Annotated in this window: 11 protein-coding genes and 1 pseudogene; 7 read left to right on the plus strand and 5 right to left on the minus strand. The window is 61.7% G+C overall.

Features of this window, described 5'->3' with window-relative positions; genetic code table 11:
* The first annotated feature begins 710 nt into the window (after nt 1-710).
* On the plus strand, nt 711-5,210 hold the full coding sequence (locus tag AC5RVN_RS00005; RefSeq protein WP_494136704.1) for a S8 family peptidase: 4,500 nt from the start codon (nt 711-713) through the stop codon (nt 5,208-5,210).
* Nucleotides 5,211-5,286: 76 nt separating this feature from the next.
* On the opposite strand, the pseudogene AC5RVN_RS00010 reads toward AC5RVN_RS00005, so the two are convergent.
* Together AC5RVN_RS00010 and AC5RVN_RS00015 are read right to left on the minus strand one after the other, a co-directional pair.
* A pseudogene (locus AC5RVN_RS00010) lies at nt 5,287-5,447 on the minus strand (IS30 family transposase); the annotation flags it as partial.
* 102 nt (nt 5,448-5,549) lie between these two features.
* Nucleotides 5,550-6,470, minus strand: coding sequence for an SGNH/GDSL hydrolase family protein (locus AC5RVN_RS00015; protein ID WP_494136705.1), 921 nt, complete (start codon nt 6,468-6,470; stop codon nt 5,550-5,552).
* 210 nt (nt 6,471-6,680) lie between these two features.
* On the opposite strand from AC5RVN_RS00015, the gene AC5RVN_RS00020 reads away from it, so the two are divergent.
* The 6 genes from AC5RVN_RS00020 to AC5RVN_RS00045 all read left to right on the plus strand — a co-directional run bounded on the left by AC5RVN_RS00020 (nt 6,681) and on the right by AC5RVN_RS00045 (nt 12,760).
* Nucleotides 6,681-7,445 (plus strand): class I SAM-dependent methyltransferase, encoded by a 765-nt coding sequence (locus AC5RVN_RS00020; RefSeq protein WP_494136706.1) that lies wholly within the window; start codon nt 6,681-6,683, stop codon nt 7,443-7,445.
* A gap of 584 nt (nt 7,446-8,029) precedes the next feature.
* On the plus strand, nt 8,030-8,815 hold the full coding sequence (locus AC5RVN_RS00025; RefSeq protein WP_494136707.1) for an ABC transporter permease: 786 nt from the start codon (nt 8,030-8,032) through the stop codon (nt 8,813-8,815).
* Between the two features lie 42 nt (nt 8,816-8,857).
* Entirely contained in the window at nt 8,858-9,895 is a 1,038-nt protein-coding gene (locus AC5RVN_RS00030) for an ABC transporter substrate-binding protein (RefSeq protein WP_494136708.1), read from the plus strand.
* Nucleotides 9,896-9,906: 11 nt separating this feature from the next.
* A complete protein-coding gene (locus tag AC5RVN_RS00035; RefSeq protein ID WP_494136709.1) occupies nt 9,907-10,716 on the plus strand; it encodes an ABC transporter ATP-binding protein in 810 nt (269 codons plus the stop codon).
* A 310-nt stretch (nt 10,717-11,026) separates the two neighbouring features.
* A complete protein-coding gene (locus AC5RVN_RS00040) occupies nt 11,027-11,842 on the plus strand; it encodes an MBL fold metallo-hydrolase (protein ID WP_494041639.1) in 816 nt (271 codons plus the stop codon).
* A 111-nt stretch (nt 11,843-11,953) separates the two neighbouring features.
* A complete protein-coding gene (locus tag AC5RVN_RS00045) occupies nt 11,954-12,760 on the plus strand; it encodes an SGNH/GDSL hydrolase family protein (protein WP_494136710.1) in 807 nt (268 codons plus the stop codon).
* A gap of 644 nt (nt 12,761-13,404) precedes the next feature.
* On the opposite strand, the gene AC5RVN_RS00050 is transcribed toward AC5RVN_RS00045, so the two are convergent.
* From AC5RVN_RS00050 to AC5RVN_RS00060, 3 genes are all read right to left on the minus strand, one after another.
* Nucleotides 13,405-14,040, minus strand: a complete 636-nt coding sequence (locus tag AC5RVN_RS00050; protein ID WP_494136711.1) for a metalloregulator ArsR/SmtB family transcription factor — start codon at nt 14,038-14,040, stop codon at nt 13,405-13,407.
* Nucleotides 14,041-14,309: 269 nt separating this feature from the next.
* The gene (locus tag AC5RVN_RS00055) at nt 14,310-14,459 is read right to left on the minus strand and encodes a hypothetical protein (protein WP_494041643.1); all 150 of its coding nucleotides are present in this window, start codon (nt 14,457-14,459) and stop codon (nt 14,310-14,312) included.
* 266 nt (nt 14,460-14,725) lie between these two features.
* On the minus strand, nt 14,726-14,980 hold the full coding sequence (locus AC5RVN_RS00060; RefSeq protein ID WP_494041644.1) for a hypothetical protein: 255 nt from the start codon (nt 14,978-14,980) through the stop codon (nt 14,726-14,728).
* Between the last annotated feature and the right edge of the window lie 85 nt (nt 14,981-15,065).

The following is a 15,065-nucleotide window of genomic DNA, read 5'->3' on the forward strand; positions in this document are numbered from 1 at the left end:
ACCGCGGCCTCACGCTGGACCTCAGACAAAGAACTATTAGCACGCATGAAACTGCTCCCCGGAAGTCGAAAACTGAATTTCTCAGTCCAACTTCAGGGGAGCAGTTCACTTGATGTGGGTTTTTCTGAAACCCTCTCGCAGTTGATGGTGGTTTATCTCGAACGCTCTCGCAGTTGATGCTGAGACTAGCCTTTAGGGGGAAGGTGAGCGTACGACGGCGGCCGTGGGCCGCCGTCGTACGCTCACCTACCTCACGGCGTAGGCAGCAGAAAAGCCCCTACCTACCTCACGGCGTCGGCAGCAGAAAAGCCCCGTATCTGGTTTCTATTCTTTCGGGACTAAACATCGTAAGTTTGACCGTGGCTCACGCGGGCTGGTTTGGCCACGTCACGGCCCACGCCCTAGCCAAAAGCCTCCAAGCATCAAAGGCTAATAGGTAGGCTCGAAGTGCATTTCATTGAAGGTGAAAGTTATCGCTAAACTCTCCCTTTGGGGGTCAGCTTGTGGTTCCCACAGTTGCGCCCTCGCCCTACTGCGTGGCGCCATCCTAGGAATGGCAGAGCATGTCTTCATACACTCTTGGCCGGTTGCTTGCACCGGTTGGGATCGCTGCAGTTTCAGCTTTAGTAATTGGGGGAGTAACCGCTCTTCCCGCCCGCGCAGATAGCGACAAGATCAGGCCCGTTGCTCCGAATTCTTTGGCTGCTGCCGTGGAAGTGGCCACCGACCAGTTCATCGTGGGAATCAAGGATATGGCGGGCCCGGCGGCGGCCGCAGCCAGTGGCGCCGCATCGAAGGCTGCAGCGAGAACAGGCGTACCTGCTGAGCGTCTTCGCCAAACTGCAACCGGAGCACAGGTGGTCAAAACAGACCGTGCTCTCGCCGGTTCTGACGCGGAGGGATTCCTCGCGGCACTCCGAGCGGACGCAGACGTGGCATACGCAGAACCTGATGCCGTAATGCAACCAGCAGCCGTTGAGCCGAACGACGGCTTGTACTCCCTGCAGTGGGACCTGTGGGAGGAACAGGCCGGACTTCGTGCACCCGGAGCCTGGACAGTGAGCCGCGGGGAGGGCGTAGTAGTTGCGGTCGTGGATACCGGCATTCTTTCCCACAGCGAGCTTGACGCTAACGTGCTCCCTGGCTATGACATGTTGTCCAATGCTCGTGCAGCTCGCGACGGTGACGGCCGTGACCCGGACCCGACGGACGAAGGTGACTGGGTAGCTGCAGGCCAATGCGACGCCACCAACGGGGAAGGTATCTCGTCGTGGCACGGCACGCACGTCGCCGGGACCATTGCTGCGATAGGCAACAACGGAACCGGGGTGACGGGCGTTGCTCCGGAAGCAAAGATCTTACCGATGAGGGCTCTTGGGCCCTGCGGCGGCTATACGTCTGACATTGCCGACTCGATCGTTTGGGCAGCTGGAGGCGTGGTGGCGGGAGTCCCGGCCAACGCGAATCCTGCCCGGGTCATCAATCTGAGCCTCGGAGGTATCAGCGCCTGCTCGGCCACCTCCCAGAACGCAATCAATTTTGCCTATAACTCCGGTGCAGCCGTTGTCGTCGCCGCCGGCAACTCGAACCGCCCGGCAGCCGATTCCAGTCCCGCGAACTGCCAGAATGTCATCACCGTTGGCGCCAGCAGCAGGACAGGTTCCCGGGCCCCGTACTCTAACTACGGTTCTGTGGTCGATGTAACAGCACCTGGCGGTGACATGTCCGTCGATACGTGGGATGGAATCCTTTCCACGTCAAACTTTGGAACCACTTCTGCTGCGGAAGAGGCTTACGAGTTTCAGCAGGGTACTTCCATGGCCGCTCCCCATGTCGCAGGCGTTGCAGCACTCATAATGTCCGAACTAGGGGGCATGACGACGCCAAGAAATGTTGAAGACCGGCTGAAGGAGACCGCAAGGCCGTTGGCTTCTACCTGTTGGTATGGCTGTGGTTCAGGCCTTGTTGATGCTGCAGCTGCACTTGATTTTGTTGTAGGCGAGCTACCTGTCGCCAAAATGACCCCGGCGGCAGTGACGTTCAAAGATGTGGACGGAGCGGCTAACGATACTTATACGGTGCCCTTGTCCGAGGGCTTTCAGTACCGGCTGAACGACAATGTCGTGCCGGTAGGTACCTACTCCGGCACTGGAACAGTAACCGTTAAAGCCGAGATGCTCCCTGGTTATACATTGGCTGATGGGGCCGTGACCGAGTGGACCCATGCTTTTGACGCAACCGTAGCCCCCGCGGATGTTTCCGGTCCGGTGTTGGTGAGTTCGTCCGTCACTCCGACAACTTTCAATCTTGATAATGGGCCCGCGGTGATGAAGGTCAGCGTGCGAGTTCAGGACCAGGCGGGGGTAGATGCTCCGTTTATTACCGTGGGCCATGACGGCACGGGGCAGTCTCACGGCTTCGGTTCCATGGCTCTTGCTTCCGGTGATGCCCGGGATGGTGTCTGGGAACGTACGGTGACAATCCCTCAGGGAGCCGCAACGGGGCGGTGGGGAGTGACGCTTTATCCACTCCGGGATTCCCTTGGCAACTCATCGGGTGGTTTCCAAGGAATTGGGACTGTGGAGCTTTCCGGATCTCCATCCGATGTCTCAGGCCCAGTCTTAGTGAGTTCGTCGGTCACTCCGGCGAGTTTCAATCTCAACGATGGTCCTGCCGTAATCAAGGTCAGTGTGGGGCTTCAGGACCAGACGGGCGTGAATGCACCGTATATCACGGTGGGCCATGGCCACACAGGGCAGTCCTATGGCTTCGGTTCCATGACACTGGTTTCAGGTGACACCCGGAATGGCGTCTGGGAGCGTATTGTGACAATCCCGCAAGAAGCTGCAACCGGGCAATGGGGGGTCACGCTCTATCCACTGAGGGACTCCCTTGGAAATTCGTCGGGTGGTTTCCAGGGCATCGGCACAGTGAGTCTAAGCAAGGGCGTGCGGGTAACGCCTGAGCCAGTGGTGTTTACGGATAGGGATGGGGGGAGCCAGGACACCTTCCAAATCCCAGCCGTTACGGGTGTTGACTACCTTGTTGATGGTTCCGTTTTGTCGCCGGGTACGCATGCCGGTTCCGCTGTGGTCACTGTATTTGCTCACGCCCAATCCGGTTTTGTTTTGAGTGACGGCGCAACCGCTGAGTGGTCTCATGTGTTCAAGACGACGCCGTATCCCGTGACGCCGGCCGCCGTCGTCTTCACTGATGAGGACGGTACTGCCGAGGACACTTACACCGTGCCGGCCTCGGAAGGTGTCGAGTACTTGGTCGGGGACGTCCTCAAGGCGGCGGGGACGTACCCGGGTTCGGGAACAGTGTCGGTGAAAGCCCGGGCCATGACGGACCATGTTGTGGCACCGGGCGCTACCGCTGAGTGGACCCACGCGTTCAAGGCGACGCCGTACCAGGTGACGCCGGCCGCCGTCATCTTCACTGATGAGGACGGTACTGCCGAGGACTCTTACACCGTGCCGGCCATGGAAGGCATCGAGTACTTGGTCGGGGACGCCGTCAAGGCGGCGGGGACGTATCCGGGTTCCGGAACGGTGACGGTGAAAGCCCGCGCCATGACGGACCATGTTGTGGCACCGGGCGCTACCGCTGAGTGGTCCCACGAATTCAAGGCAACGCCGTACCAAGTGGCCCCTGCCGCCGTCGTCTTCACTGATAAGGACGGCACTGCCGAGGACACCTACACTGTGCCCGCGATAAACGGCATTGCGTACCTGGTAGGCGACGTCGTCAAGGCGGCGGGGACGTATCGGGGTTCCCGAACGGTAACGGTGAAAGCACGCGCCACGACGGACCATGTCTTGGCCCCAGGCGCTACGGCTGAGTGGACCCACGCGTTCAAGGCAACGCCGTACACGGCCGTGCCTGCCGCCGTCGTCTTCACGGATAAGGACGGCACCGCCGAGGACACCTACACAGTCCCCGCGACTGAAGGCGTTGAATACCTGGCTGGCGATAAATTCATTGCCGCAGGAAGTCATCCCGGCTCCGGAACGGTGACAGTCAAGGCGCGTGCCACGGCTGACTATGTCCTGGCAGCGGGAGCAGCAACAGAGTGGTCGCACTCGTTCTCCGCCAAGCACCCCGCGGTGCCTGGTTCCATGATGCCGGTGACGCCGTTCCGTGCCCTCGATACGCGCAACGGTGCTATGGTCGCCCCCGATTCCACCGTCTCTTTCCAGGTGGCCGGCGTGGGCGGAGTGCCGAAGGGCGTTTCCGCCGTGGTGTTCAACATGACGGTTGCGGAGGCGAAGTCGTACGGCTTTGTGACTGCCTACGCGTCCGGCTCGCAGCGTCCTGACGCATCCAACCTGAACTTTGACGCCGGCCAGATTGTCGCCAACTCGGTGACTGTACCTGTGGGCCCGGACGGCAAGGTGACACTGTTCAACCGGTCTGCGGGGGCCACACACCTGCTCGCTGACGTCTCGGGCTACTACCTTCAGGGGACGCCGGCGGCGGCAGGTGCCTTCGCCTCCATGGCACCGACGCGTTTCCTCGACACGAGGAACAGCGCGGCTGTCAACCCGGACGGGGAAGTTTCGTTCCAGGTGGCCGGAGTCAACGGCATACCGTCCAAGGTCTCGGCCGTGGTCCTGAACCTGACCGTGGCGGAGGCCAGGTCCTTCGGCTTCATCACCGCCTACCCGTCACGAACTGCCCGCCCCAACGCCTCGAACGTAAACTTCGACAAGGGACAGATCATTCCCAACGCGGTCACTGTTCCGGTGGGGGAGGACGGAAAGGTGACGCTGTTCAACCGTTCAGCGGGTGCCACGCACCTGCTGGCGGACGTAGCGGGCTACTACCTGGCGGGGACGCCGACGGCGGCCGGAACCTTCAAGGCTGTGGCACCCACACGCTTCCTTGACACGCGCGGTTCTGCGCCGGCCCGGGCTGATAATTCGGTGTCGTTCCAGGTAGGCGGCGCATATGGTGTTGCGGCGGATGCTTCCGCTGTCGTTTTCAACCTCACAGTGGCCGACGCCGGATCCTTCGGCTTCATCACCGCCCACGCGTCGGGCACGGACCGGCCGAACGCTTCGAACGTCAACTTCGATGCCCGGCAGATCGTGCCGAACCTGGTGACTGTGCCCGTGGGCAGCGACGGCAGGGTCAGCCTGTTCAACAGGTCATCAGGCGCAACCCACCTGCTGGCGGACGTTTCCGGCTACTTCCTCGCCGGCTAGGTGCTGCCTCGCAGTCAATTAGGACGACGGCGGCGAGGGGTTTGTAGGGGTCGTTGCAACACCGTTGGTGGCTAGGTGTTACTACTAGTAAGTCACGCAGGCGCTCGGCTGGGTTCCCAACCGAGCGTTTTGCGTGGACGGCGACGTGCTTGAGGTCTACTGGTCCGTAAACGGAGAGGTCGGTGCCCTGGGGAAGTATTGGCGCAGGAGCCCGTTGGTGATTTCGTTTCCCCGACGATCCTTGGTTAAGGACGGCACGGTTGTTGCAACTCTCCAGCGGCGGGTGCTGCAACGGTCGCTAGAACCCAAGCCGCGCGCCGTCGTACGCCCCCTCAGGAGTCAATGCCGAAAGGCGGCAATTCCAGCTTCGCGGACGACCGCCCGATAGTATCCCTTGGCGTACCCGGTTTCATTCGGGTGAAAGCTGACGTTGCTGCCGTCGAAGATGATCCAGGGTGCGGGCGAGCCGATTCCGTGCCCGTAGAACTCGTCGGTGACATCCACATACACAGTTCCGGGGACGTGCTTGGCCGCGTTCCTGATGATCTTGTTCAATTTGTCCGTGCCCCTGTTCAAGACCTTGGCCGCTTCGTCCGTGATGTAGGGCTGGTCGCCGAATTCAGGGGAGAACAGGTACGGGTATCCCAGCGCGACGATGGTGGCGTTGGGTGCCTTGGCGCGGATGGCCGCGTACGCATTGGCCAGGTCGGGGAGGACCTTAGCCTTGGCCGTGGCTTCGCCGATCTTGACGGCGGTTTTGCAGTCGTTCAATGTACTGGGGAGCAGGCACGCCCGGAGTACGTCGGCGTATCCGACGTCGTTACCGCCGGCGGTAATGGTCACCAGGTCTGTTTCTGCATTCAGCAGCCCTGCGGCCGATGCCACTTTCACCTGGAGGGGCACCATGGCGGCAGTCCAGCCCGAGCAGGCGGCGTTGGCCATCAGTTGAACGTCATCCCGCGCGTCCAACACATCCACGTAGCCCGGCGATGCCTGGTAGCACGCCTTGTCAGCAGACTCGGCGGGGTAGAGCGGAGACACTCTGACATTGGGCGCGCCGATGCCGGCAGTGTAGGAATCCCCAAAGGCTACGTAATCCAGTGGTTCCCAATTGTGCGCGGTTGCCGCCGTCGTCGTCGGGCCCGCAAGCAGCCCGACGACGACGGCGGCCAGTGCACTAAGGCGCCTGGCAGGAAAGCCCCCACAGTTGCGCGAAACGCTTGGTGTACTTCCTGTCCCTTCACGAGACGGCTTCCTCATCTTTCCTACCCTTTCCCTTCCGCTGCGCCGCGGCAGGGGGCCCGACGCTGACACTCCTAGCCCACCCCGACGGCGTTACTCTGGCGTTACAGGTTTCATACGAGTACCCGCGCGCCGAACTACGGCAAGGAACAACCGCGGCTGCGTACCGTCGTCGTACGCTTGACTTGGCGGCTGATTCCGGTACACCCGTTGGGAGAAGGTGTCCAAGTGGCTACTCCGGAACAGTTCTACGACGGACTCGCGCCTGAGTACCACCTGTTGTTCGGGGACTGGTGGTCGGCAGCGCAATGGCACGGGCGGGTGATCGCGGATGTCCTGGCCGAGCGGGGAACCACGGAGGGGCGCCTCCTTGACTGCACTTGTGGCATAGGAACCCAAGCCCTGCCGCTGGCGAAGTTGGGATACCGCGTCACAGCCACCGACGTGAGTAAGGCAGCGGTTGGCCGGGCCCGGACTGAAGCGGCTGCGAGGGGAATCGACGTCGATTTTGCCTGCTGCGATGTGCGAGCCGTGCGAGACCACGTCGGCGGGTCCTTTGATGTGGTCATCTCCTGCGACAACGCCCTGCCGCACCTGCTCACCGACGAGGACTTGCTGCGTGCCCTGCACAATGTCCATGCATGCCTGCGGCCCGGCGGGCTGCTGCTCGTTTCCCTCCGCGACTACGACGCGTTGCGCCTCACGTCGCCCGGGGGTGTGCCAATCTCCGTTCACGGAACTGCCGGGTCCCGGCACGGGTCCGGTCAGGTGTGGACGTGGTCCGAGGACACGGAGTACGTGGACATCGAGGCGTTCACCTTCATGGAAGAGGGTGCCGGATCATGGACGGCGCACTCCGGTACCACCCGCTACCGCGCGCTGCGCCGTGCAAAACTCGGAAGCCTGCTGGCCTCGGCCGCGTTTACCGCAATCGAGTGGCTGATGCCGGACGCGAGCGGCTACTACCAGCCAATGGTGCTCGCTAAGGCGTGATTTATTTTTGGGCCGCGGCACAAAGAGTGGCAGCCTGCAGGTTTGGCAACGCGTGAGGTGATGGTGCTGGGGACATCAGGGCCCAGCATGCCGGGAAGGGCCCTGTGGCACATGTGGCCCGCCGTCCGCGCTACGGATACAGTCCGCGCTACGGATACAACAAGCAGTGCTCCTATATTGGGGCCGCCCACGTCGGTAGGTTCACGAGTGCGGCGACCCCAAACGTCATGTTCGAGGGCGCCGAGTAACCTCCCGCTGAGCTTCATCATCCCGCCGGCTACTTGTGAATAAGGACGTGGCAGCAGCCTCGCCACAAGACTGCTGGACTGCCCTCATTGCCCTACTGGCTCGGAGGAAGTCGTCTGCGATATAACACTTCAGGTTTGACATGTGACCCACAGCACCTTACCTTGGACGCAAGGGAAAGCGCATTCCAAGGTTTGCGGGCGCGTTTTCCGACGTACCTTTTCCAGCAATGATGCGGAGCCAGAATGACAGTCGCAGCAAGCGAGACGAAGGCGAGCAGGGGGCCATCCGGCAGCCCCACCCGGCATAGACGCCCCGGCCGCAGTTCAAGGGCCACCGTGGGAAAATGGTTGTCCGAGTTGTGGCGTCCCGTGGTTTTTGTGATCGTATTGATCGCCGCCTGGTGGTTCGTGACAGCCCAGGAACTCGTGCCGCCTTTTATTTTGCCCAGCCCGCAGGACACGGTTAATACCGCCGTGGAAAACTCCTCCTACCTTCTCCAGCACACCGGAGTAACAACGCTTGAGACAGTGCTCGGCTTTATTATTGCCTTCGTTGTTGGTGAGCTGGTGGCCGTCCTGATGATTTACTCCAAGTCCCTGGAAAAGACCATGTACCCGCTGATTCTCTTCGCGCAGGTCATTCCGAAGATCGCAATCGCTCCGCTCTTCGTTGTGTGGCTGGGCTTCGGGCTGGAGCCGAAGATTTTCGTCGCCGTTCTGATGGCGTTCTTTCCCATTGTGATTTCCGGCATGGCGGGGCTGAGATCCGTTGATCCCGAGATCCTCGAGCTGACCTCAACCATGGGTGCCAACCCGTTGAAAACCTTCTGGAAGATCCGGCTTCCTGCTTCCCTCCCCCAACTCCTATCCGGATTGAAGGTGGCCGCAACCCTCGCCGTCACCGGTGCAGTGGTGGGCGAGTTCGTGGGAGCAAACGAAGGCTTGGGCTACGTCATCCTGCAGGCCAACGGCAACATCGACACAGCCATGCTCTTTGCCGCGTTGATCATCATGTCGCTTCTCGGCGTCCTCCTCTTCGCGATCATCCAGGTGGCGGAGTGGTTTCTCATCCCGTGGCACGCCTCACGCCGTTCGCTTGGCTCCGCGACCGTCACCTCTTAGTAATCCCATCGTCCTCTTGCTTCGAGTAACTAAGGAACTGAAATGAACATCGCACGCCGATCAATTCTGACTGCCGGCATCGCCGCAGCAGCAGTAGCATTGTCCGCTTGCGGGGGTGGGGCGGGTTCCAGTGCCGGAGGCGCAGAATCCTCCTCAGCTGCCGGGGAAATCAAACCCGTTACCCTCATGCTGAACTGGTATCCCTACGGCGAACATGCACCCTTCTACTACGGCGTGGAGCAGGGCATCTTCAAGAAGCACGGCATCGACCTGACCATCAAGGCCGGCCAAGGCTCCACCAAGACGGTCCAGGCCGCTGGGCAGGGGCAGGTGGACTTCGGATGGGCAGACACCCCCGCCGTATTGGCCAACATTGACAAGGGAGTCAAGGTCAAGAGCTTGGGCGTCTACCTGCAGACCACCCCCTCAGCAGTGCAGGTCTTCACCGAATCCGGCATCAAGACGCCCGCGGATCTTAAAGGCAAGACGATCGCTGTCTCAGCCGGCGACGCCCCGACTGTCACCTTTCCAATCTTCCTCAAGGCGGCTGGGCTGACTCCGGATGACGTGAAACAGCAGAACCTTGATGCTGCTGGCAAAGTCGCCGCGGTTCTTTCAAACAAGGTGGACGGGCTGATTGGCTTTGCCCACGACCAGGGCCCCACTATCGCCGACAAGAGCGGCAAGGAGATGACCTACCTGAAATACGCCGACGCGGGCGTGAACTTCTACTCCAACGGTTTAATTTCTTCAGAATCTTACCTCTCGAAAAACACCGACCTGGCAACTCGGATGATGGCTGCAGTTTCAGAGTCATTTGAAGCTGCGGTAGAGAATCCGGAGGCAGCAGCGAAGTCCATGGAGGGCAAGGATCCCCAGATTCCGCCGGCCGCCGTAGTGCAGTCACAGTGGACGGAGACCATCAAGCTGCTCCACACACCAGCAACCGCAGACAGGAAGCCGGGCGTCAATGATCCGGCGGACTGGACAGCGACCATCGAAACACTCAGCGGGGCTGGACTGCTTGAATCTGCCGGTGACGCCTCTAAGTATTTCGACGCGCAGTACCAGCCGAAGTAGGAGCGGGTAATATGGCTGCCACCCTTCCGGAGACTCCCATTACGAGAACTTCGCCTGTCGTCGAAATTGAAAATCTGGACGTCACCTTTTCCTCAAAACGGGGAACACTCACTGCACTTGAGGGAATTAACCTGTCGGTTGCGCCGGGGGAGTTCCTGTCGATCGCCGGCCCCTCCGGCTGCGGTAAATCCACCCTTCTGAAGGTGGTCGCCGGCCTGACCCGGGCCAGTAGCGGCTCGGTCGAATTGCGGGGCCAGCAGGTTAAGGGACCTCGGAGGGACATCGGCTACGTCTTCCAGCGTGCTGCGCTGTTGGAATGGCGTAACGTTCGCGGAAACATTTTGCTTCAGTCCGAGATGCGGGGGATGGACAGGGCCAAGGCTAACCGGCGCGTTGAGGAACTGATCGAAATGACAGGCCTGACCGGTTTTGAGAATGCCATGCCGCATGAACTCTCCGGCGGCATGCAGCAGCGCGTCTCACTTTGCCGAGCCCTTCTTCACGAGCCGGATGTGCTGCTCATGGACGAACCGTTCGGCGCCCTGGACGCATTGACGCGTGAGCGGATGAACATCGAGCTGCACCGGATCTGGCGTGAAACCGGCACCACTGTCATCCTGGTGACCCACTCGGTGGCCGAAGCCGTGTTCCTGGCCAACCGCGTGGTGGTGATGAGCCCTCGCCCAGGCCGCATCCTCGAAACCCTGGATGTGCCATTGGGCAACAACCGCGACTACGGCGAAACGATGGAGGACCCGGAATTCGTCAGTACTTCTGCACGGATCCGGGACCTCCTCGGAGCAACCCACGCTGCGGACTGAGCAGCGAGGACGACGGCATTGACCGTACACGTCCCCTCCAGCCGCAGGAAGGGCTGATAAGGGTGAGTGATAGAGGCGGAGGGGATCACGCTGTGCCCTCCGCCTCCATTGCTGCGCCAGGCCCCCATCGGTACGTAAGCTGCGACCTCCCTCTCAGTTTCCCAAGGGTGCGCACATCCGCCGGCGTCCCCTGGGCCGCCGTCGTTCTCGTTCTCCCTCCCGGGGTTTCGTCAGGCCCAACCACCGGGCCGGTGGGTACAATCGACGACTAAACGAACGAACACTGCTTTGCCGGAGGTACGGAGAAACAATGTCGGAATGGCTCGAAGTCGGGACGAACAACTACGTGCTGGTTACCGAAGGGTCCCTGCTGAACACCGGACTGATCGTGGGCTCCGAACGTGCCATGGTGATCGATACCGGCTGCGGCCCCCGGCAGGGGCGGGAGATCCTGGATGCGGTGCGGGTGAAGACCCAGCTGCCCCTCGTCGTCGTCAACACCCACGCCCACTACGACCATTTCTTTGGCAATGCCGTGTTTGCGGAAGCGGGTGTCACCGAGTTCTGGGCGCACCAGAACTGCGCCACGGAGATTGACGAACACGGGGACCTGCAGCGCCGCTTCGTGGGGACGATTGAACCGGAGATGTCAACGGGTGAGGGCCGGAACGTGGAGATCGTGGTTCCCAACGCCATCGTGAAGGACCAACCAGTGATGGTTGACCTCGGCGGGCTGACCGCCACCCTCTTCTACCTGGGCCGCGGACATACCGACGGCGACCTGCTGGTGGGTACCCCGACCACGCTCTATGTCGGCGACCTGGTGGAGCAGGGCGCGCATCCGTCCTTCGAAGACTCGTACCCGGAGGAGTGGGCGGACGCGCTTCGGCACATCTCGGCTCTCCGCCACCGCTACGAGTTCCTGATCCCGGGACACGGGGAGCCGTGCAGCGACCAGTTCGTCAAGACCATGGCGAGAACCATGATCACTGCGGTCCGCCAGGCACAGCGTTCCATCCGCGAAGCTCCCTCTGATGCCACCAAGGCCATCCCCGTCCTGCCTTACGGGCCGGAGCAGTCGCGCTGGTTCATCAAGCGGCTGCAGGAGACCCGCCGGGAGCACTAGCTCTGCGGAGGTTGATGAGGGCGGCGCCGCAGGCCAGCGAACGCCGTCAGCTGCCCAGGCAGAAATACGCGCGGGTAAAGTAAGGCGGGAGACGATAACCGGGGGCCCAGCATGACCAAAAACGAGTGGATCAAGTACGGTGCACTCTTTGTGCTGGCAGTAGCCGCCTTCGGAGTGGCAGCCATCGCCCTAATGGGTCCGCGGGATACGGGCGAATCCGCCGCTGTCCGGGTCAGCCCGACCACCATCACTGCGACAACTGCCGCGCCGCCGGCCCCCACACCCACACCTACAGCTACCGCAACGGCTGAACAGCCCGGTATCCGGCTGCCCGCCGAGCCGGTCCTCCTAATCATCGGGGACTCGTACACCGCCGGTGTTGGTGCAGATCAGCCGGACCAGGGGTGGGCGTCCCTTGTCGCCCAAGAACTCGGATACCCCACCAACATCGACGGAGTGTCCGGAACCGGCTTTGCCTGGGGCGGGGGACGCCAGGACGAGCGGGGCGGCGAGTACGAAGTCCGGTTGCGGAATACCGCTGCGAACCCCGCCTTCGTGCCCAACCTGCTCATACTTCAAGGCGGCCAGAACGACTCGCTGGTTGCAGACGCTGATGAAGTTGAAGCCGCCACGGCGCAGACCGTTGAGGCAGCCCGCAGGTTTTGGCCCGGCGTCCAGGTGGTGGTGCTGGGGCCATCAGCACCCCAGCCCGTAGCCGAGGAACTGCGCGGCGCGAACAGCGCCGTCCGCGCTGGAGCCGCAGCTGCCGGCGCTCCCTTTATTGACGCCGTCGAGGGCGGTTGGTTTACGAGTGCCAACAGTCCGCGATTCAATTTCGACGGCGTCCACCCCAACAGCGCCGGCCACGCGTTCATTGCTGAGCGGTTCCTGGAGTCCTGGGCAGGGTTGATCCGGTAGGAGTGCCGGCTCGGAAGAGCTTAATGCCGCGCCGGCTAGGGCCGCGGTGCGGTCTGCAGCTCAGCTGCGGTGCGTTCTGCAGCTCAGCTGCGGTGCGGATAAATTCGCAGTCTTCGGTGGAAAGGATGCTTTCGCCGTGCCGGTCCTGTTCGAGCTGCGTTCCGGTGGCTTTGTTGATGGCTGCCACTACAGTTCGGGGAAGGGTTCTGCACCCGGGGTTATTGACCAGCCACTGCTGCGTTTCCGGCGCGAGTTGGTCCCACAACTTGTCAATGCTCATTACGGTTGCCTCCACTCTTGTCATTCCTGATAACCGACCAGCTCGTGGGGGGATCGCGCCGAATTCCGCGTCCCTGTAACCAGCAGAAGGGGGAGGGGGTTGGTGATTCAGGGGCGGAGGGGACGTCATTGTCCCCTCCGCGTCTGCCCCGCACCAGGAGCCCCCAAATCAAGGTATATCCCTTCCCCTGGTGCGGTGTCCTCTCCCAGGAAAAGGAGAAGAAGCCCGAACCTTTGACGAATAGACGTTTCGGTCAATTCGACAGTACGAGTGTGTGGCCTACTGGAAGGTAGGTCAAGGGTTGTGAAACAAGAAGGACACCAGGAGACACGCAGGTCTTCAGAGCGTGTGACCGGCGCCGGCGTTAGCCGTAGCGCCCTTCGGAACCATCGCGAAGTTCGTCGCGGGCAGCTTCCAACACAGTGCAGTTTCCGGTGCGGGCTGTCATGAGAAGCCGCCCGGCAGCTTCCTCCGTGGTGCAACCCGTTCGTGCCGCCAGCGCCCGGCAGGCATCTATTATCACCGAACGCGATACGAGTGAGCCCTCCAAGGCTGAGTACTCGTCCCAAAGTGCAGTTGATCCCAGATCCTGCGGAACCGGGCCAGGGCTAAGGGAGCCAAGGGCGGCCGCTGTCCGGGCGTGAAGCACGGATTGGACAGCGGTAAGCAGTTGAGTGGCTTCGGGGTAGGCCAGCCGATAGACAAGATGTCCGCCGGACCGTAGGCACCGGATCAGGTCCTGCCCCCGCATCTGCGTGAGGTGCCGGGACAGGTGGGTTGCCTTCACCCCCGTGCCCTCGCACAACTCCGGGATGGTGGACTCGCCCTGGGAAAGCAGCACCAGGACCTGCGCCCGCACCGGGTGGGCCAAGGCCTTGAAAAGCTCGGCTGCAGCAGACATTGACGGTCCGCTGCCGTCAGCGTGAACCGGCCTGCCTGCCAGAACGTGGTGGCCGTCCATGCCTGCCTCCCTTGGCTGCTTTGCTCGCGGGGTATGCATGCCATTATCCTCCGCCGGCTCGAGGAGCATCATTGGATGCCGCGTCCCACGGAAGATTTTTTTGGCAGAACCCTTTACGAGCCGGAGCTCGTTTACTAAAGTCTCTTCTTGTCAAAGTCCGGATGGGCGCTAGGGGGCGTCCGGGAAGGGGGAGTGCATCACCGCTGACCTATACCAGAAGACAATTGACCATTACGTAGAAAGCCCCTCCTAGGAGGGGCTTTCCCTTGTCCGGGCCGACCTTTGTCCGCCGGGCATCCGGCAGGTCCTCAGCTGTTGCCGATGTGGACGATGCTGTCGCGGTCCTGCTCGCTGGCGGGTGCGTCAGCGAGGCCGGCGGGTGTGAGGTCGAGGTCTTCCAGGCTGGCCACGCGGGCAGTTCCGTCATCGGAAGTGGAAGGCTTGCTGGTGATAGTCATCGGGATGTTCCTTAGGTCCGTTTTGGGTTCGGGAAAGAGCCGGGGAAGGGCTGCAACGTGATCCGCGGTGGTGTCCACCACCCGGGAGAAGCAGCACTGCGAACAACGGAGGGCGACGGCGACTGTACCGTGTTTCCTGCCCCTTACCGCCGGAAATTCCACAACCAGGTGGATGTCAGTATCGCAGGCAGCGCACCAGGGGTGTTTACCGCGAGGCTGCTGGGTGTCACAGGGAATGTAAGTGTTCGTTGTCGCAATCAATCTGTTCAGACCACGGCCGGGTAGCTGGTCAGGATGTAGTCGGCAGCAGCCGGGCCTGTCATGCGCAGTTGGTGTGCCGGGTTTACGAGGTTTGCCATGGCGTCCCAAAAGACGTGTTCCGGCTGTGGTGCTTCCTGGGAGAGGTTGCACCAGCTGGTGTACAGCCCGTAAAGGGCGTCCCCGCTGAGAGTGGAGCTGGTCTCCAACGGGTCTTCGTAGGTGGCTTCAGTGAGGAATTGGTTGAACTGTGATTGCGCCATGTCGGCTCTTCTCAGCAGGGTGCAGTAATCCGCCGTTGGGCTACAGCAGCCAAGCCCGATGTCCTGCACAGGACAACAAGCGAAC

The organism is Arthrobacter sp. sptzw32 (assembly GCF_059089735.1).

Bases quoted from the DNA above. Each gene is read 5' to 3' on its own strand.
- AC5RVN_RS00060 (WP_494041644.1), bottom strand. From the start codon at position 14,980: ATGGCGCAATCACAGTTCAACCAATTCCTCACTGAAGCCACCTACGAA.
- AC5RVN_RS00035 (WP_494136709.1), top strand. From the start codon at position 9,907: ATGGCTGCCACCCTTCCGGAGACTCCCATTACGAGAACTTCGCCTGTC.
- AC5RVN_RS00040 (WP_494041639.1), top strand. From the start codon at position 11,027: ATGTCGGAATGGCTCGAAGTCGGGACGAACAACTACGTGCTGGTTACC.
- AC5RVN_RS00030 (WP_494136708.1), top strand. From the start codon at position 8,858: ATGAACATCGCACGCCGATCAATTCTGACTGCCGGCATCGCCGCAGCA.
- AC5RVN_RS00015 (WP_494136705.1), bottom strand. From the start codon at position 6,470: ATGAGGAAGCCGTCTCGTGAAGGGACAGGAAGTACACCAAGCGTTTCG.
- AC5RVN_RS00050 (WP_494136711.1), bottom strand. From the start codon at position 14,040: ATGCATACCCCGCGAGCAAAGCAGCCAAGGGAGGCAGGCATGGACGGC.
- AC5RVN_RS00055 (WP_494041643.1), bottom strand. From the start codon at position 14,459: ATGACTATCACCAGCAAGCCTTCCACTTCCGATGACGGAACTGCCCGC.
- AC5RVN_RS00045 (WP_494136710.1), top strand. From the start codon at position 11,954: ATGACCAAAAACGAGTGGATCAAGTACGGTGCACTCTTTGTGCTGGCA.